Origin of the sequence: Luteitalea pratensis (assembly GCF_001618865.1) — a bacterium.
GTDB classification, from domain to species: Bacteria; Acidobacteriota; Vicinamibacteria; order Vicinamibacterales; family Vicinamibacteraceae; genus Luteitalea; species Luteitalea pratensis.
Map to the genome: position 1 here is coordinate 7,344,362 of NZ_CP015136.1, position 22,330 is coordinate 7,366,691.

Here is a 22,330-nt window from a genome sequence, read left to right on the forward strand (position 1 = left end):
GGTTGGCGGAGGCGCTGAAATTGTGAAATGTGAAATTCTGCAATTTCAACTATCCAATCAACACCTTTCCTTCCGGGTACCGCAGACGAGAGGATTCGCCGCGCCGCGCGACGGCCATCAGCAGCGTCAGCGGGCCGATGCGGCCGGCAAACATCATCGCGCTGATCAGGAGCCGTCCCGACACGCTGAAGTGCCCGCTCAAGCTCAGGGGACTCGCGCCTTCGCCCGTCGACATGCCGACCGTGCCGAACGCCGACACCACCTCGAACAGCGTTGGCAGGAGTTGCCGGCCCTCGCGCGCAAGCAGCACGGCCGCGAGTGCGTTGACTGCCAGGAAGGCGACCAGGCAGATCAGGAAGGCCCTGGCGATCTGCTCGGGCGGGATGCGCCGCCTGAAGATGACGACGTCCGACTCGCCGCGCGCCGTGGCCCATAGCGCCGCCAGGATCACACCCACCGTGCTCACCTTGACGCCACCACCGGTACTGCCTGGCGCCGCACCGATGAACATCAGGATGATCATCACAAACAGCGCGCTTGGCCGGCAGGCGCCGATCGCGATGGAGTTGAAGCCAGCCGTGCGCGTGACGACCGACTGGAACCACGCCGCCACCCAGGCCTGCCCCATTGGCAGGGCGCCAAGCGTGGCCGGGTTCCGGCGTTCCAGAAAGTAGATGGCGATCGTCCCGCCGACGAGCAAAATGCCGGTCGCGACGATGACCAACTGCGAGTGCAGGGAGAGTCGCAGCGCCCGACGCCGAATCGAGCCCAGCTCGAGGATGGTGAAGAAACCGAGGCCGCCCAGGATGACCAGGACGGACACCGTGATCAGGACGAGCGGCTGGTTCGTGGCGCCGACCAGGTTGTCCGAGAAGAGCGAGAACCCGGCGTTGTTGAACGCCGACACGGCATGAAAGACGCCGAGCCAGGCGCCGCGCGCCAGCCCATGCGTGCCCGCCCACCATGCGCCCAGCACCGTCGCACCCACGACCTCGAAGATCACCGTCACACGGAACACGCCGAGGGCGAACCTCACCACTTCCTCCGGACTGAATGCGTTCAGCCCTTCGACGAGCGTCTGTCGCTCCTGCAGCGTGATGCGGCGGCCGAGCGCGACGCCGACGAGGGTCGAGAAGGTCATGTAGCCGAGACCGCCGGCCTGGATCAGGAGCAGCACGACCACCTGACCGAAGAGCGAGAGGTCGAGCGACGTGTCGACGACAATGAGGCCGGTCACGCAGACTGCCGACGTCGCAGTGAACAGCGCGTCGTACCAGGCGATGCGGGTACCGGTCGATCCCGCCCATGGCAGAGACAACAGCAGCGTGCCCGTGACGACAAGACCGAGGAAGCTGAGGATCAGCAACTGCGGCGGCGTCAGCGCCCGGGGCCGTGTCGACTTCGCCTCGGGGGGCACGCAGTGAATTATGAGTTCAAAATTCAGAATTGAGGGCGGGTCCGGGCACCGTACGCGCTCCGCGGAAGTACCAGGCGGTGGGTAAAGGCTCAACTGAGCCCAAGTAGCCCTGCATTCTGAGTTCGGAAGCTGTTGCGCCTCCCACGGAACGCGTCCGGTGCCGGGTCTGCAGACAATTTGAGTTCTGCAGCGGGGAAGGACGCCCCCGCGGAGCGCGTACGGTGCTCCGACCCGCGCTGCATTCTGAATTCTGAATTCTGAATTCCTCTGTACTGATGGGTCCGGGTCGGGCGTGTGTGGGATCCCGAGTGCCGCCGCGGGAGCCAGGCGTTGGCCGGACGCGCGCTCAATTCTGAATTCTGAATTCTGAATTCCGTGGTGGTAGTCTAGGCCTTCGACAGCACGTTCCAGTTCACTCAACAGCGAGGTACTCGTGTCCGAACACACGCGTTCACGCCCGGCCGGCGAGGGCTCTCTCTCCGCCACCGCGGAGGCGTCGGCGTCCGGCCCGAACTTCTCCAGACGCACCTTTCTCAAGTCGGTTGGCGTCGCCCCCGTCGTGGCCGCCGCCATCGCGCCCGACACCGCCGACGCGCAGACGGCTGCCGTCATCGGCCCGGACGCGGCGCCGCTGACCCTGACCATCAACGGCCAGAAGCGCACCGTGACCGTCGAGCCGCGAACGACGCTGCTCGACGCGATGCGGCAGCAACTCGACCTCACGGGTGCCAAGCGGGTGTGCGATCGCGGTTCCTGCGGCGCCTGCACGGTGATCCTCGACAAGCGCACCGCGTATGCCTGCTCGGTACTCGCGGTGGACGCCGAGGGCGCCGACATCAGGACGATCGAGGGGCTCACCCAGGGCACCGTCCTGCACCCGGTGCAGCAGGCGATCTTCGAGAAGGACGGCACGATGTGCGGCTTCTGCACGCCGGGCTTCGTGATGTCCACCGTGGCGCTGCTCGAGGAGACGCCCAATCCGACACCCGCGCAGGCGCGCAAGGCGCTCGACGGCAACATCTGCCGCTGCGGCACCTATGTGCGTCTGCTCGAAGCCGCGTTGGCGGTGAAGGGAGGCACCCGTGGCTGACGAACCGATGGTGCCCATCGACAGTCCGATCGCCGGCGACCAGGTCGCCGAGGTGAACCTGCCGGCGAGTGCGAACCCGAATTCGCCGTACGCGTGGCCGAAGGAACGCAAGATCCTGAGCACGCGGGTCAACCGGATCGACGGCCCGCTCAAGGTCTCGGGGCGCGCAAAGTACTCGTACGACGTCAAGCGACCCGGCCTGCTGTATGGCCGCATCCTGCGGTCGCCGCATCCGCACGCCCGCATCACCTCGATCGACCTCGCGCCGGCTCTGGCCATGAAGGGCGTCAAGGCGGCGGTGACCATCGCCAAGCCCGGTGGCAAGGTGATGTACGTCGGCGATGAAGTGGCCGCCGTGGCCGCCGCGACCGAGGATCAGGCGCGCGACGCCGCCCGCGCGATCAAGGTCGAATACGAAGTGCTGCCATTCCTCGCGTCGGTCGAGCAGGCCTTGCGGCCCGAGGCGCCGCCGGTGTTCGACGGCGGCAACGTGAAGGCCTCGCAGACCGAGGAAGAGGGCAACCTCCAGGCCGGCTTCGCTGCGGCCGCTCACGTCGTCGAGCAGACCTACAACACGCAAGTGCAAACGCACGTGTCGCTCGAGACGCACGGCTGCGTCTGCGAGTGGGAAGGCGAGAAGCTGACGGCGTGGGTCAGCACGCAGGCCGTGCACGGCACCCGCGAAGGATTCGCCACCAGCCTCGGTATCCCGCAGGCCAACGTCCGCGTGATCACCGAGCACATGGGCGGCGGCTTCGGCAGCAAGTTCGGACCCGACGTCCAGGGGATCGCGTGCGCGCGCCTCGCGAAGGAGGCCAAGGCACCGGTCCAGTTGATGCTCGATCGCCGGGAGGAACACCTGGCGGCCGGCAACCGGCCCTCGGCCTACGCGAAGATCAAGGCGGGCGTCTCGGCCGACGGCATGCTCACCGCATTCGATGCCGAGACCTGGGGCACCGGCGGCGCCGGGGCGTCGTCCGGATTCCCGCTACCGTACATCTACACGTTCCCGAATCGCCGGCGCGTCCACAAGGACGTGTACATCAATGCGGGCCAGCAGCGGGCGATGCGCGCACCCGGTCATCCGCAGGGCTGTTTCATCACCGAGATGTTGATGGACGAGCTCGCGGACCGCGTCAAGATGGACCCGATCGAGTTCCGCATCCGGAACCTCCCGCCGCAGGCGCCCAACGCGATGTGGCGCGAGTACTTCAAGGTCGGCGCGTCGAAGTTCGGCTGGGACAAGCGACACGCGACCGGCGATCCTGCGCCGGGACCGATCAAGCGCGGCATGGGCTGCGCGGCCAACCGGTGGGGCGGCGGCGGTCGCGGCACGCAGGCCCAGTGTGAAATTCTCCCCGATGGCGGCGTCGTCGTGCGCTGCGGCACGCAGGACCTCGGTGTCGGCACACGGACGCTGATCGCCGTCATCGCGGCAGAGACCCTGGGCCTTCAGGTGAAGGACATCAAGGTCGAGATCGGCGACAGCAACTACCCGTTCAGCGGCGGCAGCGGCGGCTCGACGACCGCGCCGGCGGTGTCGCCGGCGATCCGGGTGACGGTCAGCAAGGCCCTGCAGGAACTGGCCACGCGTGTAGCGCCGGCGATCGGGGTGCCGGCGGCGCAGGTCACGGCCAGCAATGGTCGCGTCCACGCCAGGGACGCCCCGTCCAAGGGGCTGTCATGGGCCGATGCCTGCAAACGGCTGCAGACGACGCCGGTGTCGGTCAACGCCGCCTGGGAGGCCGGACTCTCCGCGAGCGGCTCGAGCGGCGTGCAGTTTGCCGAAGTCTCGGTCGACGTCGAGACGGGCGTCGCGAAGGTGGACCGCATCCTGTGCGTCCAGGACTGCGGCCTGATCGTCAACCAGCTCACCGCCGAGAGCCAGTGCATCGGCGGCATGATCATGGGCGTCGGCTACGCGCTGTACGAGGATCGCATCCTCGACCGCAACACCGCGGCGCAGGTCAACCCGAACATGGAGTGGTACATGGTGCCGGGGATGAGCGACATCCCGAAGATCGACATCATGCTCATGAACCAGCCGGAACGCGGGGTCATCGGCATCGGCGAACCGCCGACGATCTCGACGGCCGCCGCCATCGCGAATGCCGTGGCCAACGCCATCGGCGTGCGGGTGCGCAGCATCCCGCTGACACCGCAGAAGGTCATCACCGCCCTGGGTGAACGCGCGGGAGGCACGCTGTGAAGCCGTTTGCATACGTCAAGGCTGCCAACGAGCAGCAGGCGCTGGCGGCCCTCGGGCGCGAGCGCGGCAAGGTGATGCCGCTGGCCGGGGGCATGGACCTGGTTTCGTTGCTCAAGGACCGCATCGCGACGCCGGATCGACTGGTGAACGTCAAGGGGCTCGACGCCACCATCGCGGCGACACCGGACGGCGGGCTGCGCATCGGTGCAGCGGTGCGGCTCGTCGACCTGCAGGCCCACGGCGCGGTCACGTCGCAGTACGGCGCGCTGATGCAGGCTGCCGCCGAAGTGGGCACGCCGCAGATCCGGAACCTCGGGACCGTCGGCGGCAACCTGATGCAGCGGCCGCGGTGCTGGTACTTCCGCAACGAGGACTTCCCGTGCCTCAAGAAGGGCGGCGCGCGGTGCTACTCGGTGGACGGCGAGAACCAGTTCCACGCCATCCTCGGCGGCGGTCCGTGCCACATCGTGCATCCATCGAGCCTGGCCGTGCCGCTCGTGGCCTTCGGCGCCAAGCTGCGCATCGCCGGACCACGCGGCGAGAAGGAGGTGCTGGCCGAGGAATTCTTCGAGCTGCCGGAACGTAATCTCTTTGGCGAGACGTCGCTGCGTCCCGATGAACTCCTCACCCACGTGATCCTGCCGGCGGCCAAGGCCATCAAGAGCGCCACGTACGAGGTGCGCTTCCGTAGCTCGCACGACTGGCCGATTGCGTTCGCGTCGGTGGCGCTGCAACTGCAGGGAACGACGGTGAGCGATGCTCGCGTGGTGCTCGGGGCAGTGGCGCCGATTCCGTGGCGGTCGCCCGAAGCGGAAGCCGTGCTGAAGGGACAGACGCTCAACGAGGCGACAGCGGCCAAGGCGGCCGATGCGGCCCTCGCGGCGGCCACCCCCATGACCCAGAACGCGTACAAGGTGCAGGTGGCGAAGACCGCGGTCAAGCGCGCGCTCCTGCACGCGGCCGGCGTCACGGCCTGAGAGGTGAACCGTGGCTCATCCCGTTCCTGAATCCCGCCTGGTGTCGCCGGATGTGCACTGCGCGCACCTGCGTCACAAGGGCATGTACGTCCTCACCACGCCCGATCCCGGCGAGCAGAAACACGCCGGGAACTGGGACGCCACTGCGTACTGGTGCACGCAGACGCAGAAGGCGATGGGACCCGACGGCAGTCCCGCGAACGCGTCCTGCTGCGTCTCGGGCAACGGCCGCGGTTGTTGTCACTGATTTGGTTGTCGTTGATTTGGTTGTCGTTGATTTGGTCGTCGTTGATCTGGTAGGGACCGCTCTCCGAGCGGTCCATCGCCAGCCGTCGGGAACCCAGATGGACGCCTCGGAGAGGCGTCCCTACCCACTACGCCTCGGAGAGGCCCCTACCCACTACGCCTCGGAGAGGCGTCCCTACCCACAGCGAAAGGCCCGACCGCCGCGAGGCGATCGGGCCTTTCGCATTCCAAGCGTTGATTCAGCGCGAACGACGACGCAGGAACAGGCCTGCGAGGGCCAGGCCGGCGAGCGTGAGCGAGGTGGGTTCCGGTACGTCCTGTGCCTCCAGGAATCCGCGAATTTCGCCGCCAAGAGCAACGGACGAGTGGATCTGGAAGTACGCGCGCTCGTCGTCAAGCCCCTGCAGAAACGCCACGCGAGCCTGCGGCACCGTTCCACCGGCAGCCGTCACGAAGGCCGGGTTGTAGGAGCCGCTGGCCGTCAGGCTGAAGGTCTGATCGTAGATGCCCGACGTTACGCCCAACGGGAACCCCGCGAACGTCGGAGTCGTGGTGGCGACCGGCCCGTTCTGGTCCGCGGTGTTCGCGTCTCCAGGACCGTTGATGACGTGAATGTGAGACGCGGTGGAGTTTCCGAGCAGCCCCGAAAAACTCGCCTGCACCCTCATGGTGTTGGCGACGTCATCGATCGTAACCATGGCAAAGCCCGTTGCCGGGGATGGATTCGGTTCGAGAGCGTCGGTCAGGTTGGTGCTGTAGACGATGACGGCGGCCTGCGCCGGCGCCGTAACAGCGAGCATGAGGGCCAGTGCTGCGCCAATTCGATTCATGAAGGGGCCTCCAGTTGAGGTGAAGCGTCGTGGGTTGGGCAGCGAAGCTTTTCAGAAAGACGCCCCGTGCGCCGGATCGGGTTCAACGCCGGGCGATGTTTCGAGCCGTGTCTCGTTGGTGCAAGCCGACTGCCATCGCGGTGCCCGGCCTCGCGTAGGCGCGCCGCCAACTCCGGCGCATCTTCAGTCCCAACAGCGGTGGGCTGACGCTTCGTGTGTCATGATGGCCTCTCTCAGAATTTTTGTGCTTTATTCGCGTACTTGGAGCACGTAATATTCGCTGATGGCGCTCATCGACAGAACGCTGGACACTATCGAGTTGCGGTTGTTGGGCATGCTTCAGGACTACGCGCGTGTATCCCAGGCCGACATGGCGCGTACGGTTGGCCTGGCTCCTTCGGCAGTGCTCGAGCGCCTGCGCAAGCTCGAGGCGCGCGGCGTCATTCGGGGATTCGCCGCTGTGCTCGATCCTCGAGCTGTTGATTTAGGTCAATTGGCCTTTGTCGCTGTCCGTGTCTCTGGTTCCGGAGAGCAGGAAGAAAATGCCGGTGCGCGCCTGGCGGCCGTGCCGGAGGTCCTCGAGGTGCATCATGTAGCTGGCGAGGACTGCTACCTCCTCAAGGTCCGCACCCGGGATGCCCAGCATCTCGGGGCCCTTCTTCGACAGCGACTTGGCCGTATTCCCGGCGTCGTCTCCACACGCACGACCGTCGTGCTGGAGACGGTCAAGGAAACGTCCAGGTTGCCCTTGGAGACGCGCACCGACCTCAAAGCCGTGCAGGGACACGAAGCGGTAGCGGACGTGGAGGTGACGCCGTGAGTCGCATCACGACGAGGCAGAAGGCATACGCGGCGTTCATGGCTGTGTGCTTCTTCTGGGGTACGACCTATATCGGGATCAAGATCGCGCTCGAGACCGTACCGCCGTTCCTCCTCGGCGGCATCCGGTTCACGATCGCAGGCAGCGTGCTGGCGGTGTCTTTGCGACTCCTCGGGCATCGTTGGCCCGACTGGCGGCGCGCGCCCACGTTCCTTGTCATCGGCGTCGCGATGCTCGGGTTCGGTAACGGCGGCGTCGTGTGGGCCGAACAGTTCATGGCGAGTGGGCTGGTTGCCGTGCTGGTCGCCTCGACGCCGTTCTGGATGGTCGGCATCGAGTCCTTCGCTGGGGGCGAGCGCCTGACACGGCGCACGGTTGGCGGACTGCTGGTGGGCTTCACCGGCATCCTCCTGCTCGTCTGGCCGGATCTGACTCGAGCCCTGACTGCCACCTCGGGCTGGACGTGGGTTGGAGGGTTGGTCTCCACCCAGCTGGCGTGCATCGGGTGGTCGGTCGGCTCGACGATTTCCAAGCAGCGCCTCAAGGACACCGACCCGCTCGTCGCCTCGGCCTTCCAGATGCTTGCCGGCGGACTCGTCATGCTCCTCGTGGCCGCGGTCCTTGGAGAGTACGGGCGTCTCGCCTGGACGCCACGCACGCTGGCAGCGGTGGTCTACCTCTTCTTCGCAGGCAGTCTGATCGGATTCGTCGCGTACACGTACGCCCTCCGCCACCTGCCGATGTCGACCGTGTCGCTGTACCCGTACGTCAACCCGGTTGTCGCCGTCATTCTGGGCACCTGGTTGCTGCATGAGCCCCTGACGTGGCGGATCGTCGCGGCCATCGCGATCATCCTCGCCGGCTCGGCCGTGGTGTCACGAAGGCCTAAAGCAATTCAGAATTCAGAATTCAGAATTGAGCGCGACGCCACCGCCCTTGGCTCTGCCGCAGCACTCAGAGTTCAGGGCTCGGAGTAGGGTGCGAGCTCCGTCGCCGTGCGGTTGACGTTGAGGACGACGAGGCTGTTGCGTAGACTGGGAGCTAACGCTTTAACGCCTACGGCCTACGGGCTGCGGCCTACGGCCGATGGGTTAAGGCTCAGGGCTCAGGTCTCAAGCGTGAGCCGAAGGCCGACGCCCGAATGCCGAAGGCCGTTCTTCCAGTTGAGGTTTCCCATGTTCCGAGCAGTCCTGGCCCTTGCGACGATACTGGCCGCTGCCCCCGCGCTGGCGGCCGACAGCACGTCCACCCCGGCGACCTCGGTGACCGGCACGTACGTCGAGGCGCGCACCGCGGAGGTCTTCGCTGGCGGTTGCGTCATGAACAGCGAGGCCGAGACCATGGGCCGCCAGGCACTGCTGGCGTGGCGCGTCGACCACGGCAACGTGGCCGGCGTCACGATCGACGGCCTGTCGGTAGTCGCCGCCCTCTCCGGCACGCACAACCTCGGCATGCGCGAGATGGGCGGCGAGGCGCCGACCCTGGTGAAGGCCTTGATGTACGTCGATGAACGCGCCACTCCCGCACAACGCGATGCCCTCGTCTCGATGGCCAGGACGGCCATCGGCGATCTCGCGATCCGCGTCGTCGACGTGCAGGCCGTACCGATTGCGTTCGAGCGCACGCACCACGCCGCCGCGGTTCAGGCCGGAGACGCGCGGCTGGAAGTCGAGGCACACATCCATCACGACCCGTCGTGTGGCGCGATGCAGTGGTTCCACCCGCTGTCGCGCGGCGCGCAGGCCGAAGTGGGCATGACCCGTAACCAGACCTTCACCGGTCAGGCGCTCGGCACGCGCTGGCAGCAGATCGACAAGCGCTCTGCCTTCGTCGGAACGTTCGCCTTCTGATTCCTGAGGTAGGGACGCCTCTCCGAGGCGTCCATCTGCGTCCATCCTCCTCTCCGAGGCGTCCATCTCGGAGGCGTCGGTCTCCGCAAACGAGTCCGTCTGCTCCACCGAGACGTCCATTCTTCTCTCCGAGGCGTCGATCGGGTAGGGACGCCTCTCCGAGGCGTCCATCTCCGAGGCGTCCATCGGCGTCCATCCTCCTCCCCGAGACGTCCATCTGCGTCCATCCGCCTCTCCGAGGCGTCCATCTCGGAGGCCGTCGGTCTCCGCAAACGAGTCCGTCTGCTCCACGAAGGGGATGGACCGCTCGGAGAGCGGTCCCTACCAACGGCGGTCCCTACCAACGGCGGTCCCTACCGGCGAGTGGTCCCTACCAACGGCGGCCTACGGTGACCCTCTCCGACAAGGTGGTGCTCATCACAGGCGGCACGAGGATGGGCGCGTCGCTGGCGCATGCCTGCGCGGCGCGCGGGGCCGACGTGGCCCTGTCGTATGCCCACTCCGCGCACGCCATCGACGAGGTCGTCACCTCGGTGGCTGCCACAGGCCGCCGCGCGGCCGCGTTCGCAACGGACCTCCGGGTTGCTGCCGCGTGTGCCTCCCTCGTCGACGATGTCATCGCCTGGGCCGGGCAACTCGATGTGCTGGTCTGTCTTGCGTCGGTGTACGCACGCGTGCCACTCGATGAGTTGACACCGCAGGATTGGCAGGAGCAGCTCGCCGTCGATCTCGACGCGTCATTCCATTGCGCGCGCGCCGCCGCCGCGCACATGCGGCCGCGGGGCGCGGGGCACGTCGTCCTGTGTAGCGACTGGGTCGCGGCGAGTGGACGCCCGCGGTACACGGGGTACCTGCCGTACTACGTCGCGAAGGCGGGTGTGGTAGCGCTGACCGAGTCCCTGGCGTTGGAACTCGCGGCCGACGGCGTGCAAGTGAACGCCATCGCCCCCGGCCCGATCCTGCCGGCAGCCGGCACGACGCCAGAGATGCAGGCCGCCGTGATGCAAGCCACGCCACTTAGACACTGGGGCGGCCCCGACGTCGTCACCCACGCCATCATGGGTCTTCTCGACCAGGAGTGGGTCACCGGCCAGGTGGTCCGGGTCGACGGAGGAAGACACCTCCTGTAAGGACGGAGGACGGAGGACGGAGGAGCGAGGACGGAGGAGCGAGGTAGGACGGAGGGCCGAGGTTTCGCGCCTACCTCTGTCTTCAATCCTCTGCTCCTACCTCCGTCCTCCGTCCTCTTTCCTCCGTCCTTTCGAGGGGTTGCCTCACGCTTATGCGCTCGGCAACCCCTCGATGTATTGCGCCATCTTCTTGCGCGTGGCGTCGTCGGGGAGCTGGCCGCGACCGCCGGCCAGGTTGTCGACGACGTTCTTGGCCCGGCTGGTGGCGGGGGTGACACAGGTCACCGCCGGATGGGCGATGAGGTACTTGAGGAAGAACTGTGCCCATGTCTCGGCGCCGAAGGCCTTGGCCCAGTCGGGCACCTGGCGATCGCCGACGCGCGTAAACAGTCGTGTACGGCCGAAGGGCACGTATACGAGCACGCCGATCTTGCGCTGCTGCGCGAGCGGCAGGATCGCCTCCTCGACATCGCGATTGTCGATCGCGTAGTCGACACCGATGAAGTCGAGCGGCTCGTTGCGCATCACCGTCTGCAACTCGGCGTACTGGCTCTTGTTGGTGGATGTGACGCCGATGTACCGCACCCGGCCGGCCTTCTTCAATTCCTTCAGCAGGCCGAGCTGCGTCGGCACGTCACCGAGGTTGTGCACCTGGATGAGATCGATCTTGCCCTTCTTCAGCTTGGCGAAGGACGCGTCGATCTGAGCCTTCGCGGCGGCGGGATCGGCCGACCCTCCGCCGCGCCCCGCTACATTCACCTTGGTTGCCCAGAAGACCTTCTCGGTCACGCCGAGCTCGCCGGCGATGCGGCCGGCGACCTCCTCCGAGGCGCCGTAACTCGGCGCCGTGTCGAACACGGTGCCGGCCTGGTCAGTGAACGCCTTGAGCACCTCACGGAGCCCCGTGACGTCCTCGCTGCGAGCCACCTGCGAGAACGTCGCGGAGCTTCCGAGCCCGACGACGGGAATCTTCTCGCCCGATGAAGGGATGGCGCGCGTGATGAGGGGTTGCTGCGCGTGCAGCACGGAACGATCAAACGTCAGGGCAGCACCGGCCCCGAGCGTCAGGTTGAGCCATTCGCGACGACTGAGCATCTTGGCAATCCTCCAGCGTTTTCCGACGACGCCGGGGCGGGAAACGTTGCACGGAACAGCAATTCAGGCAGGCTTCGCTGACATTCAGAATTCAGAATGTAGCGCGGGGCCAACACCGCCGTTTTGGCGGGCACCAGCCAGGCAACACGCATCTTCTCGGAAATCCAGCCAGGGGAATGCGACACGGCCACGACCTCAGCAGTGAGTACCCCACACGCCGTCACTGGGGCGCAGGACGGCTGTCGTTCCTCTTCGCGCTGAGGATGATGGCGGTGAGGATGCGACACAGTTCGTCCGCTTCCCGCTGAAGGGGATGAAGGGCCTCATCGCTTGGACACATGTCCCGCCGCAGGCGTAACCAGTGCCGCGCCTCGAACGCTTCCTTGCGGGCGAGGCCGATCTTGTGGACGAAGTCATGCCTTGTCACACCAGCGTGCGCCTCCTGCAGGTTGGCCCCAACGGAGGTGGCCGCCCGGAACAGTTGCCTCAGCAGGTCGCGCCCGATGACCGACGATGGCTCGCATCCGACCGCGTACCGCATCACGTCCCGCCCGAAGCGATATCCCCGCTCCTGAATCTCACGTGCCACGCGCGACTCGGCCGCACGACCTGTGCCGACGGTCGGGGCGCAGAATCGGTTCGCTTTTGCGGTTCCAAAGCGGGCCAGTGTGCAGGAATTGAAAATCCTGCGCGTGTGCCCCGTGGAAGTAACTACCAAGTGAGCCTGAATTGCCCGTGCTGGTGGCGTTGTTCGCCCGCACTCAATTCTGAATCTTGAATGTCGGCGAAGCGAGCCTGAATTGCTCATGCTCCTGCTTCGTCCAGAATGCGATGCAGCACGGCGTCCGTATCTGTCAGCGGAAGATTACTGATGTAGAAGTGCCGGACGCCGGCGGCTTTCAGGGTGCGGATGGTGCGCGCGCACACTGTCTCGGGCGACGCACCGGCCCCGAACTCCGTGACGAGTTCGTCGATTGGCACCGGCATGAACTCCGCAAGCATGTCGAGGGTGCGGCGCCGTGCGCTGCGGTAGTAGAACACCCCGAACATGCCAGGCATGGTCAGGCCTCGACGCGACGCTTCGCCGAGGAAGCGTTCCACGTCCCGCACCTGGTGATGTGAGGCGACCTGCGTGAGGTAGTACTCGCCCGTGAAGTCGCCGGCCTGCAGGAACTCGACCTGCCGTTCGGGATGGCGATGCGGATTGGCCCAGCCGCCAAGCGCGAGCGTCGGTTGCCTGGCGCGAATCGCCGCACGAAGCTGCCACGCGTGCTCGACCGACCGCGGCGTGCCCACCGCCTTGTCGCCACCAAGCACCACGAGCGCCGGGAAGCCGTGCAACTGGGCGCGGTCGGCGTATGTCAGGCAGTACTGCAGCGTGTGCTTGGACGTGAGGAACGGCACCACATGGTCGCGCGGAACGTCATCGCCCAGGTTCAGGACCAGGTGCCGCAGGTTGTCCTCTTCCTGCGCGCCGACGGCGCTGTCGGTCAGGCACACGTGGTGACCACGCCGCACGAGACGCCTGACGGCGTGGTAGGTGTCGATCCACGCGTCCATCCCCGCCGCCGAGCTGAGCTCGGCGCGAGGAGGACGAAGTTCGACGGCGTAGACCGAAGAGGGACCGGTGAGGGCCTCGAGGAAGGAAGCCAAGAAAATTGAGGATTCTTCAGCCGGAATTCAGGATTCAGAATTGAGCGCAGCTCGCAGCATCACCAACCACCCGTCGCTTGCTTGTCGCTCCGATATGGCCTGCTTCAAAATTCTGATCCCGTATTGTGGCAGTGTTGGCCCCGCGCTTCATTTTGAATTCTAAATTCTGAATTCCCGAGTCCGTATCGTGGCGGTGCTCGGACCCGCGCTCAATTCTGAATTCTAAATTCTGAATTTCTCTAATCGAGCTTCTGCCTCTTCACCTTGTAGCCGGCGGGCACCGCGAAGATGTCGTCGCCGAGCGGTTCGGCGGAGACGCTGGTGACGGTGCTGTTGATCTCACCGCCGCCCATCTTGGCGAATATTCCTGCCATCGGGCCGTCGCCCGAGAGCTTGATGACCTGCCTGGACTCCAGCGGGATGCCCTTCTCCGCCATCGTGCGGTAGAGGGCCATCATGCCCTTGGCGTTGCCGGGCTGTGCCTTGGCCGCCCGCGGGTCACCGAAGAAGAAACCCTTGTCGGCCGCGGCCACGTAGAAGCTGGCGTAGTCCTTCGCGCCTGGCGCGTCGGTCGAGAGATAGGCCGGACCGGAGATGGTGACCGTCATGGCCATGCCCTCGGCCATCTGGGACTTCACCGACACGGTCATGTCGTGACCGTCGGCCTTGTAACCGGCGATTTCCTTGCTGGTGCCATTGGGCGTGATCTTGACGTCGACGCCACTGGCCGCGATGCCCGTGCTCTGCATCGTCTTGGCCAGATCGGCGATGTTCCAGATCTCCACTTCCTTGTTCTTGTGATTGATGCTGATCAGCTCACCGGCCTCGACGTCCATGATCGTGGAGAGCTGGTTGCCCCCCATCGTCTGGTCCGTCCGCATCTTGGCGCCCTTGATGTACGTGACCGTCTCGCCCGACGGGCTGCGGCCCATCATCTTGCCGGTCATCTGCGCCACCATCTTGACATCGGCCGAGGCCGCGTCTGCACAGGCCACGAGGGCCAGTGCCACCACCGCTGTACGAAGACGCATCTTGCTCACTCCTCCACGCGGACAAACGATCCGTGGGGGCCGGGCCCGCCTCCGCCTAGGCTTCGGCGGCAAGCGGCGTCCGGACGGGCCGTGTGGCGCTGACTGTCCGAAGTATAGAATACGGGGGCTTCGCACCGGACTCCCACGACATGAGCGAGATCACCTTCCTCGGGGCCGCCCAGACGGTCACCGGCTCCCGACACTTGCTCCGGACCAATGCGGGCCGTCGCGTGCTGGTCGATTGCGGACTGTTCCAGGGGTTGAAGGTCCTGCGCGAGCGCAACTGGCAGGAGCTCGGCGTCGTCCCTTCCTCGCTCGATGCCGTGCTCCTCACGCATGCCCACCTGGACCATGTCGGGTGGCTTCCACGTCTCGTCGCCGCCGGATACCGGGGCCGCGTGTATTGCACGCCGGGTACACGCGATCTCTGCACGCTCGTCCTCCCCGATGCGGGACGCCTCCAGGAAGAGGACGCGCGACAGGCCAACAAACACCACTACACCAGGCACGCTCCGGCGAGGCCGCTGTTCACGGAAGACGATGCGCGACGGGCGCTGACATTGCTGCAACCGGTCGGCTTCGGTGTGCCGCTGCAGGTGGTGCCAGGCCTCACCGCGGAGTTCATCCGCGCCGGCCACCTGCTCGGGTCGTCGTTCATCCGCGTCACGCAGGACGACGCGCCGCGGACAATCCTGTTCGGCGGTGATCTCGGTCGCTACGACCGGCCGGTGCTGCCCGATCCGACGCCGGTCGCCGAGGCGGACGTCCTGCTCATCGAATCCACGTACGGCAACCGCACCCACGAACCCGACGACGATGGCGCATCGCTCGCCGGGGTGATCGTGCGCACGTACGAGCATGGCGGCCGCCTGGTGATCCCCTCGTTCGCGATTGGCCGTGTCGAGGAGCTTCTCTACTGGCTGCAACGCCTCGAGAACGACGCGCGCATTCCGTCGATGCCCACGTACGTGGACAGCCCGATGGCGGCCGAGGCGATCAATTTCTACAGCTCGCGCCCTGATGAACTGGACCCGGAGATGCGTCCGGCCCATCGCGGGCCGATGTTCGACACACGACGCCTGCATGTGATCAAGGACACCGAGGAGTCCAAGGCGCTCACACGATCGAGCGGCCCGGCGATCATCATCTCGTCGAGCGGGATGGCCACCGGGGGCCGGGTGCTCCACCACCTGAAGCACATGCTCCCCGATCCGAAGAACACGGTGCTGTTTGTCGGCTTCCAGGCGGCCGGCACCCGCGGCCGCCTGCTCGTGGACGGCGCGAAGACGGTGAAGATCCACGGTGAAGTGATTCCGGTGGCGGCGCGTGTCGTCAAGAACGACCAGATGTCGGCCCATGCCGATCGCGACGAGATGCTCCGATGGCTCCGGGGCTTCTCGCGCCCGCCGGCACAGACATTCCTCGTACACGGGGAGCCCGATGCCATGGGCGCGCTGGCATCCGCCATCCGCCAGGAACTCGGCTGGTCCGTACAGCAGCCGCAGCATCGGGAGCACGTGATACTCGCCGCAGCCAGCGCATGACCGACATTCCTTACCTGCTCGAACGTGTCGGCCCCGCAGCCGTCGTCCAGTTGCACGCGGAGGCGTTCGCGCGGCTGTGCCTGCGCGACAAATGCCTCGCGTGGCATCTGTACGAAGCCGCGCTCTCCGGTCGCGACATCTACTACGACCAGCGCTACGAACACGGCCTGGTGATGCGAGGCGTGATCGAGGCACTGTTCGTGGGCCGCGCGAGCCTTGAACCCGCCGTCGCCGCCGCCATCGAGCGCTATACCAGGTTGTTCTGGATCAATTCGGGTCCCTACGAACACATCACGTCACGCAAGTTCGTACTCGAGCTCTCGCGCGTGCAATTACTGGCCGCCATCGAGGCGGTGCGCGCGAGCGGCCAGTTCGTGCCACTGGATTCCCATGCCACGCCCCTCGCATTCGTAGACGCTCACGCTCGCGACTTCCTGGACGAGACGTGGCGACCGATGGTCACGAGCAAGACGCCGGCGCCTGGCGAGGACATCCTTGCGGCGAGCGCCAACAATCTCTACGCGGGCGTGTCGTCAACCGACGTCGAAGGCTTCGAGGAACGCTTTGCGCTCAACTCGCGCTTGTCGAAGGAGCCCGACGGGGCACTGCGTGAGGACGTCTACCGCGTTGGCGGCCGTTACGGCGCGACGCTGGCGCGCGTGGTCGCGCACCTCGAGGCTGCGTGTGCCGTCGCACCACCGGCGACTCGTGCGGCACTCGAAGCACTGATCCGGTTCTATCGCTCCGGAGAAGAGCAGGACCGTCGCGAGTACGACATCGCCTGGGTGGCCGATACGGCCTGCGCCGTCGACACGATCAACGGCTTCATCGAGGTCTACCTCGACGCTCGCGGTCGCAAGGGCGCGTGGGAGGGCATCGTCTTCCACGAGAACCCCGAGAAGACCGCCGACATCCGGCGCATCGCGCAGCACGCCGCGTGGTTCGAGGCTCACATGCCCTACGACCAGGCCTATCGTCGGACGGACGTTGTCGGCGTGTCCGCACGAGCCATCGACGTGATCGTGGAGTGCGGTGACGCCGGGCCGATGACGGCGATCGGCATCAACCTCCCCAACGACGAGGCCCTCCGCGAGGTGTATGGCAGCAAGTCCGTGTCGCTTGCCAACGTCAGCGAGGCCTACGAGAAGTCGCAGCCGGAGAGCCTTCGGGCCGAGTTCTGCTGGTCTGACGAGGAGCGCGAACGCTCGCGGCGATGGCAGGCGCTGGCGGGCGAGTTGACGACCAGCCTGCACGAGGTCATCGGCCATGGGTCGGGTCGCATGGCGCCGCAGGTGGGGTCGCCGCAGACGGTGCTGCGCGAGCAGTACTCGACGCTGGAGGAGACGCGATCGGACCTCGTCGCACTGCACTTCATCGCCGATCCGGTGATGGTGGAACTGGGGCTGATCGACGCCGCGGATCACGTCGACGTGGTACGGGCCGAGTACGAGGGCTATGCGCGCAACGCCCTCGTGCAGTTGCGCCGCGTCCGCAAGGGCACGCACCTCGAGGAGGACCACATGCGCAACCGCCAGGCGATCGTGCACTGGCTGATGGCGCACACGTCCGCGATCGAGCGGCGACAGCGCGATGGCCGCACGTTCTACGTGGTCGTTGACGATGAGGCATTCCGCGAAGGTGTCGGCCGGATGCTGGCGCTGGTGCAACGGATCAAGTCCGAGGGCCTGTACGACGAGGCCGTGGCGCTGCTGGACGCGCATGGTATCCACTTCGATCCTGTCCTCCGTGACGAGGTCGTCGCGCGTGTCGACCGTCTCGATCTGCCTTCCTACACCGGCTTCGTCATGCCTCGACTGGCGCCTGTCCTGGACACGACCGGTGCCATCACGGACGTGGAGGTGTCGTATCCCCTGGATCTCGCCACGCAGATGCTCGAGTACGCCGACCGCTACGGCATGGCCGACGAGGATCGGCGAGTGCTTGCGACATCGACAGCCTGACGACTACCGGCCTTCCACCTTCGCCAAGGCTACGGCGGCCAAGGCAAGACGAGGCTCGGGCATTCTGACGGCGGTGATTTTCATTGTTGCCCTCGGTGCCCCTAGGCGTCGACCTTTAGGTCGACGCTCGATCTTCCTGATGGTTTTGGCGCACGTTTGGCTCGGCACGACGGCGCTGGCGCAGGCGCAGGCGCCCGCAATCGACGTGCGGACGGCGATCCTCCAGGCCGACGACGCGCGCATCACCAGCGCGGCTCCTCGTGCCGTCATCGACACGGTGCTGGCCTCGGGCACAGCCGAGGCGCAAGTAATGGCCGTCCGTGCGATCGGCCGCACACGTCGTGCGGAGTTCCTCGGCCCAGCCGTGCGCGCGCTCGACAACCAGTCAATCGATGTGCGGCGTGAGGCGGCCTTTGCGGTCGCGCACATCGGGAGCGCCGATGGCTCCACCCACGCCGCGGCGCTCGACGCGTTGCGGCAGCGGCTGACTCGCGAAACCGATCCGTTCGTCACGGCCAGCCTCGCCGAGTCGATCGGACGTCTGTCGTTCCCAAGCGTTGCCAGCGTGGACGCCGCCGCGGGTGTGCTGGCGGGGGCGTGGGCACGCGCGAACGCCAGCCCGGCACGGGCCGTGGTGTCTGTCGGCGTCGCTCGAGGAACGGAGGCGATGGCGCGGCGCGTTCGGACCCTCGCAGGGACAGGCAGCGACAGCCCGGGGCTCGTGGCGCTGCTCGAGTCACTGCTCGATCGGCATGCGCCTCCGACGCCTGGGACCGTCGCGCTGCAGGATGTGCTCGATCGGCGCGTCCGGCGCCTTGCGACCACGGGCCTGATGACGCTGCGCTCTCTCTCGGCACCACGCCGTGTCGCGGCGGCCGGCGACGCCGACGCGCAGGTACGCCGCCTGGCGGTGATCGACCTCTCGTCCCGGCCGGAGGTGTCGGACGCGGACGCCGCGGACGCGTTCAGCGACGAGTCCATGCTGGTACGACATGCGGCGGTCTCGCGGCTCGGCTCGCGCTTGCCGACACGCGCGGAAGTCGCCGTCAGCGATCGCCATGTGTCGGTCAGGTTGGCTGCCCTCGACGCGCTGGGCGAGGCACATGCGTGCCGCTCAGCCTGTGAGACCCGGCTCGTTACCACACCGACGGGCGCGAACTGGCACGAGTACGCGCACGCGCTCGTCGCGGCGGCACGCACCGACGCGGCGGCCGCGCGCCCACTCGTGGCACGCGCCGCATCGTCTGACGTCTGGCAGGTGCGCATGTATGCAGGCCGAGCCGCCGGCACGACCCTTCAAGCCGATGTCCTCGGTGCGCTCTCGGCCGACACGGACGTCAACGTGCGCCATGCGGCGTTGGCGGCCTGGCGCGAAGCGAAGCTGCCGAACCTGACGGCGGCCGCCCTCGACGCCCTCGGCAGCGACGATGGGCAACTCGTGATCGAGGCGGCAAACGCGTTGCGCGGGACGGGTGCGGACCGCGGGACGGTGACGGCGCTCCGCGCAGCACTCGCGCGACTGACTGCACAGAAGCGCGAGACGTCGCGGGACCCGCGCGTGGCGCTCATCGAACGCATCGACGAGCTCGATGCGGAGCGCGCCACGACGCTGCGTCCGTACCTGTCGGACTTCGATCCGTTCATCGCCGAGCGCGTGACAGCGTTGCTTCGGACACGAGGTGTCGGTCTGCCCGACGATAGCCCCGGCTCTCCGCTTGCCCGCCGAAGCCTTGGCGCAGGCGGGAGCCCGGCCAACGCTGGGCCGCGTTCGGAGAACGGGCCCTACCGCAGCACATCCGCCGGGGCCGCAGACTCGCCGATCCCGCCGACCTGGAACGATGTCACGCGATTGCAGGGGACGACCGTCACGCTGACATTCAGCGGTAACCGAACGCTGACGTTTCGCCTCTATGCTGAACTTGCGCCGACAGCCGTCGCCCGTTTCGTGGCGCAAGTGAACCGCGGCGAATGGAACGGCCGCACCTTCCACCGGGTCGAGCCGGGATTCGTCGTGCAGGGCGGCAGTCCGGCCGCCAACGAATACGCAGGTGCCGCCGACTTCGCGCGCGACGAGTTCTCGTCGCTGAGCCACGTGCGCGGCACGATCGGCATCTCGACACGAGGCCCGGATACCGGCGATGGGCAGATCTTCATCAACCTTGTCGACAACGCCCGCCTGGACTTCGCCTACACGGTCCTCGGGTCGCTCACTGGTGATTCGGGGCTGATCGACGACATCGTGGAGGGTGAGGCCATCGAGTCCGCGACGGTCGTTCGCCCGGTCGCCGCAGACCGCCGGACAAGTCCGGCGGCTACGTGCCTCGCCCCAGGTGTCGGCGTCGGACCTTGTCCGACGCATGGAGCGCCGTGATGGGGGCCGACATGCCGGTGGCTCCCTCGTCGGGCGCGCCATACTCCGACGAGGAGGCCGCGGCCGTCGGGTTCGTGCTGCGGCTCGGGCGTGCCCTTCACGGGTACGGCCTGTCGGCCGATGCCCTCGAGTACAACCTGCAGGCGATGTCGGATCGCCTCGGGCTCGAGGCCAACTTCTTCACCACGCCGACCTCGATCTTCGCGGCCTTTGGTCCGCCGGAACGCCAGCACACTCATCTCATTCGTGTCTTCCCTGGCGACGTCGACCTTGGCAAACTGGCGCGGCTCGACGCCGTGTCGCGTGACGTCGAGCAGCACCGGCTGACCGTGATCGAGGGGTCCCGCCGGATCGACGAGATCATCGCGCTGCCGCCCATCTCGCGCCCGGTCGTCCGTGTGCTTGGCTATGGAGTCGCGTCGGCGGTCGTGTGCCGCATCCTCGGCGGCGGCATCAACGAGGTCCTCGTCGCGGGGTTCGCCGGCCTGCTGACCGGCGCAATCTCGCTTGCATCCAACCGGTTGCCGCACGGCACGCACGTCTTCGAACTCGTCGCCGCCTTCGCCGTGTCGCTGGTCGTGACCTGCTTTGCCGCCATCAGCGACCTGCGGCTGTCGGTCCCGACGGCGACCCTCGGTGGCGTGATCGTGCTCGTTCCTGGCCTCACGGTGACGGTTGCGATGACCGAGCTGGCGCGACGACACCTCGCGGCCGGGACCGCTCGTCTCAGCGGTGCCTTCCTCGTGTTCGTGACCATCGCCTTCGGCGTGGCGGTGGGCGCCGAGGTCGCCGGCGCCCTGGTTGGCGAGGTGCGGTCGCTGCAGCCCAGGCGGTTGCCAGACTGGACGCTGACGCTGGCGGTGGCGGTGGCGCCGCTCGCGTTCGGGGTCCTGCTGCGGGCGCGGCTCCGTGACTTCCCGTGGCTGTGGTTGTCGAGCGCGATTGGTTACACCGCGGTGAGACTGGCTGCCCTCTCCTTCGGACCGGCGATGGCCGCCTCGATCGGCGCGCTGGTCGTCGGCGTCCTAGCCAACCTGTACGACAGGCGGGGGCTGGGGCCCGCGGCGGTTGCGCAAGTGCCTGGCGTATTGCTGCTCGTGCCCGGCAGCATCGGCTACCGCTCCCTCAGCAGCCTCCTCGATCAGAACGTCATCGTCGGCGTGACCGCGGCCTTCACGATGATCCTGACGGCCGTCGCGATCGCGGCTGGCCTGCTCGTGGCGAGCGTACTCGTCCCCACCCATCGACAGCGCGAAACCACCCGCCCGAGCGCGTAGCGGCGGCGCCATCAGCCGGGCGTCAACGCCACCGCCGCGGGGTTGCTCATCGCCAGCGTCATTGCTCCCACCCGGCACGCGAATTCAGGCTCACTTCGCTGACATTCGCCACTCTGAAAACGCAATTCAGGCTCGCTTCGCTGACATCCAGAATTCACAATGCAGCGCGGGGCCTGCACTGTCGGATCTGCCGCACGGCTCCCAGGCCCCGAGCAATTCAGGCTCGCTTCGCTGATATTCAGAATTCATAATGCAGCGCGGCGCGCGCACGGTCGGATCTACCGCACACCATTCAGCATTGCCAGGCCGGCCAGCCGGAGCTTCGAGCTGCACTCAATTCTGAATTCTAAATTCTGAATTCTGAATGAAATGCCGAACGACCAAGCAGCTGTCGGAATCCCGACAGCTGCGCTGTTGTTCGGCATTCCTGTGCCGATTCCCTGACCATACCGCCCGGACTGCCCGGGTGAGCCCGACCCGGCTTGCGGTCAAGGAGAGGCACGTCCGTGCATACCGTGCTGTTCTATGTTCAACACGACAACGAGGTGCCCATCCTGGTGCCCGTCGAAGTCGTCTCACGAGAACCCGATCGGCTGGGACACCTCAGGCTGGTCGAGCCTCTCAAGCTGAAGGACGCGGTGGTCGAGACGGTCCCGCTGACACGGTGCTACGAGTACGACCCGTACCTGGCGCATGCGGTCCAGGCGTACGCGGCGCAAGTCACGACGCTCGTGCGGGTGTCGCAGAGCGTGATCGAAGGATTGGCCATCCCGGTGACGGCACCGAAGGGTACGTACATGCAACCCGACGCCAGGGTCCACTGAGCGGC

At 66.7% G+C, this 22,330-nt stretch carries 19 protein-coding genes; 13 read left to right on the plus strand and 6 right to left on the minus strand.

All coding sequences use genetic code 11. The annotated features are described in order from the left end of the window. Positions 1–49: 49 nt before the first annotated feature. On the minus strand, positions 50–1,417 hold the full coding sequence (locus tag LuPra_RS30860) for a TrkH family potassium uptake protein (RefSeq protein ID WP_157899893.1): 1,368 nt from the start codon (positions 1,415–1,417) through the stop codon (positions 50–52). Positions 1,418–1,850: 433 nt separating this feature from the next. Between LuPra_RS30860 and LuPra_RS30865 the strand changes: the two genes are divergently transcribed. From LuPra_RS30865 to LuPra_RS30880, 4 genes are read left to right on the plus strand one after another with little or no spacing between them, the layout of a single operon-like run. After that, positions 1,851–2,507: a (2Fe-2S)-binding protein gene (locus tag LuPra_RS30865; RefSeq protein WP_110174339.1), complete on the plus strand. Its 657-nt coding sequence runs from the start codon at positions 1,851–1,853 to the stop codon at positions 2,505–2,507. Continuing rightward, entirely contained in the window at positions 2,500–4,716 is a 2,217-nt protein-coding gene (locus LuPra_RS30870) for a xanthine dehydrogenase family protein molybdopterin-binding subunit (protein WP_110174340.1), read from the plus strand. The genes LuPra_RS30865 and LuPra_RS30870 overlap by 8 nt, the downstream gene beginning before the upstream one ends. After that, positions 4,713–5,693, plus strand: a complete 981-nt coding sequence (locus tag LuPra_RS30875; RefSeq protein WP_110174341.1) for an FAD binding domain-containing protein — start codon at positions 4,713–4,715, stop codon at positions 5,691–5,693. Before LuPra_RS30870 ends, LuPra_RS30875 begins: the two co-directional genes overlap by 4 nt. Before the next feature lie 10 nt (positions 5,694–5,703). After that, on the plus strand, positions 5,704–5,940 hold the full coding sequence (locus LuPra_RS30880; protein ID WP_157899894.1) for a hypothetical protein: 237 nt from the start codon (positions 5,704–5,706) through the stop codon (positions 5,938–5,940). 238 nt (positions 5,941–6,178) lie between these two features. On the opposite strand, the gene LuPra_RS30885 is transcribed toward LuPra_RS30880, so the two are convergent. Continuing rightward, on the minus strand, positions 6,179–6,769 hold the full coding sequence (locus tag LuPra_RS30885; RefSeq protein ID WP_110174343.1) for a CHRD domain-containing protein: 591 nt from the start codon (positions 6,767–6,769) through the stop codon (positions 6,179–6,181). Between the two features lie 283 nt (positions 6,770–7,052). Between LuPra_RS30885 and LuPra_RS30890 the strand changes: the two genes are divergently transcribed. From LuPra_RS30890 to LuPra_RS30905, 4 genes are all read left to right on the plus strand, one after another. Next, positions 7,053–7,589, plus strand: a complete 537-nt coding sequence (locus tag LuPra_RS30890; protein ID WP_110174344.1) for an Lrp/AsnC family transcriptional regulator — start codon at positions 7,053–7,055, stop codon at positions 7,587–7,589. Next, positions 7,586–8,566: an EamA family transporter gene (locus LuPra_RS30895; protein ID WP_110174345.1), complete on the plus strand. Its 981-nt coding sequence runs from the start codon at positions 7,586–7,588 to the stop codon at positions 8,564–8,566. The genes LuPra_RS30890 and LuPra_RS30895 overlap by 4 nt, the downstream gene beginning before the upstream one ends. 198 nt (positions 8,567–8,764) lie before the next feature. After that, positions 8,765–9,439: a DUF1326 domain-containing protein gene (locus LuPra_RS30900; RefSeq protein ID WP_110174346.1), complete on the plus strand. Its 675-nt coding sequence runs from the start codon at positions 8,765–8,767 to the stop codon at positions 9,437–9,439. Between the two features lie 389 nt (positions 9,440–9,828). Further along, complete coding sequence (locus tag LuPra_RS30905; RefSeq protein WP_110174347.1) at positions 9,829–10,569, plus strand: SDR family NAD(P)-dependent oxidoreductase; 741 nt, start codon at positions 9,829–9,831, stop codon at positions 10,567–10,569. A 150-nt stretch (positions 10,570–10,719) separates the two neighbouring features. Here LuPra_RS30905 and LuPra_RS30910 read toward each other — a convergent pair whose 3' ends face one another. From LuPra_RS30910 to LuPra_RS30925, 4 genes are all read right to left on the minus strand, one after another. After that, positions 10,720–11,664: an aldo/keto reductase gene (locus tag LuPra_RS30910; protein WP_110174348.1), complete on the minus strand. Its 945-nt coding sequence runs from the start codon at positions 11,662–11,664 to the stop codon at positions 10,720–10,722. Between the two features lie 220 nt (positions 11,665–11,884). Next, complete coding sequence (locus LuPra_RS32455) at positions 11,885–12,253, minus strand: four helix bundle protein (RefSeq protein ID WP_157899895.1); 369 nt, start codon at positions 12,251–12,253, stop codon at positions 11,885–11,887. 215 nt (positions 12,254–12,468) lie between these two features. Then, on the minus strand, positions 12,469–13,317 hold the full coding sequence (locus tag LuPra_RS30920; protein WP_157899896.1) for a hypothetical protein: 849 nt from the start codon (positions 13,315–13,317) through the stop codon (positions 12,469–12,471). Between the two features lie 239 nt (positions 13,318–13,556). After that, on the minus strand, positions 13,557–14,348 hold the full coding sequence (locus LuPra_RS30925; RefSeq protein ID WP_157899897.1) for a hypothetical protein: 792 nt from the start codon (positions 14,346–14,348) through the stop codon (positions 13,557–13,559). A gap of 149 nt (positions 14,349–14,497) precedes the next feature. Here LuPra_RS30925 and LuPra_RS30930 point away from each other — a divergent pair, with 149 nt between their 5' ends. The 5 genes from LuPra_RS30930 (at position 14,498) to LuPra_RS30950 (ending at position 22,325) form a co-directional block, all read left to right on the plus strand. Next, a complete protein-coding gene (locus LuPra_RS30930; RefSeq protein ID WP_110174352.1) occupies positions 14,498–15,892 on the plus strand; it encodes an MBL fold metallo-hydrolase RNA specificity domain-containing protein in 1,395 nt (464 codons plus the stop codon). After that, positions 15,889–17,853 carry a dipeptidyl-peptidase 3 family protein gene (locus LuPra_RS30935; protein ID WP_110174353.1) on the plus strand — a complete coding sequence of 655 codons (1,965 nt, stop codon included), beginning with the start codon at positions 15,889–15,891 and terminating at the stop codon, positions 17,851–17,853. Before LuPra_RS30930 ends, LuPra_RS30935 begins: the two co-directional genes overlap by 4 nt. Before the next feature lie 139 nt (positions 17,854–17,992). Continuing rightward, positions 17,993–20,224 (plus strand): peptidylprolyl isomerase, encoded by a 2,232-nt coding sequence (locus LuPra_RS30940; protein ID WP_162472871.1) that lies wholly within the window; start codon positions 17,993–17,995, stop codon positions 20,222–20,224. Then, entirely contained in the window at positions 20,200–21,501 is a 1,302-nt protein-coding gene (locus LuPra_RS30945) for a threonine/serine exporter family protein (RefSeq protein ID WP_157899899.1), read from the plus strand. Before LuPra_RS30940 ends, LuPra_RS30945 begins: the two co-directional genes overlap by 25 nt. Positions 21,502–22,007: 506 nt before the next feature. Then, positions 22,008–22,325 carry a hypothetical protein gene (locus tag LuPra_RS30950; protein ID WP_110174356.1) on the plus strand — a complete coding sequence of 106 codons (318 nt, stop codon included), beginning with the start codon at positions 22,008–22,010 and terminating at the stop codon, positions 22,323–22,325. The last annotated feature ends 5 nt before the right edge of the window (positions 22,326–22,330 follow it).

What these genes read in the sequence shown, in the direction of transcription:
- LuPra_RS30885 (WP_110174343.1), bottom strand. Translation starts at nt 6,769, where the DNA reads ATGAATCGAATTGGCGCAGCACTGGCCCTCATGCTCGCTGTTACGGCG.
- LuPra_RS30890 (WP_110174344.1), top strand. Translation starts at nt 7,053, where the DNA reads ATGGCGCTCATCGACAGAACGCTGGACACTATCGAGTTGCGGTTGTTG.
- LuPra_RS30900 (WP_110174346.1), top strand. Translation starts at nt 8,765, where the DNA reads ATGTTCCGAGCAGTCCTGGCCCTTGCGACGATACTGGCCGCTGCCCCC.
- LuPra_RS30910 (WP_110174348.1), bottom strand. Translation starts at nt 11,664, where the DNA reads ATGCTCAGTCGTCGCGAATGGCTCAACCTGACGCTCGGGGCCGGTGCT.
- LuPra_RS30925 (WP_157899897.1), bottom strand. Translation starts at nt 14,348, where the DNA reads ATGCGTCTTCGTACAGCGGTGGTGGCACTGGCCCTCGTGGCCTGTGCA.
- LuPra_RS30930 (WP_110174352.1), top strand. Translation starts at nt 14,498, where the DNA reads ATGAGCGAGATCACCTTCCTCGGGGCCGCCCAGACGGTCACCGGCTCC.
- LuPra_RS30935 (WP_110174353.1), top strand. Translation starts at nt 15,889, where the DNA reads ATGACCGACATTCCTTACCTGCTCGAACGTGTCGGCCCCGCAGCCGTC.
- LuPra_RS30940 (WP_162472871.1), top strand. Translation starts at nt 17,993, where the DNA reads ATGGTTTTGGCGCACGTTTGGCTCGGCACGACGGCGCTGGCGCAGGCG.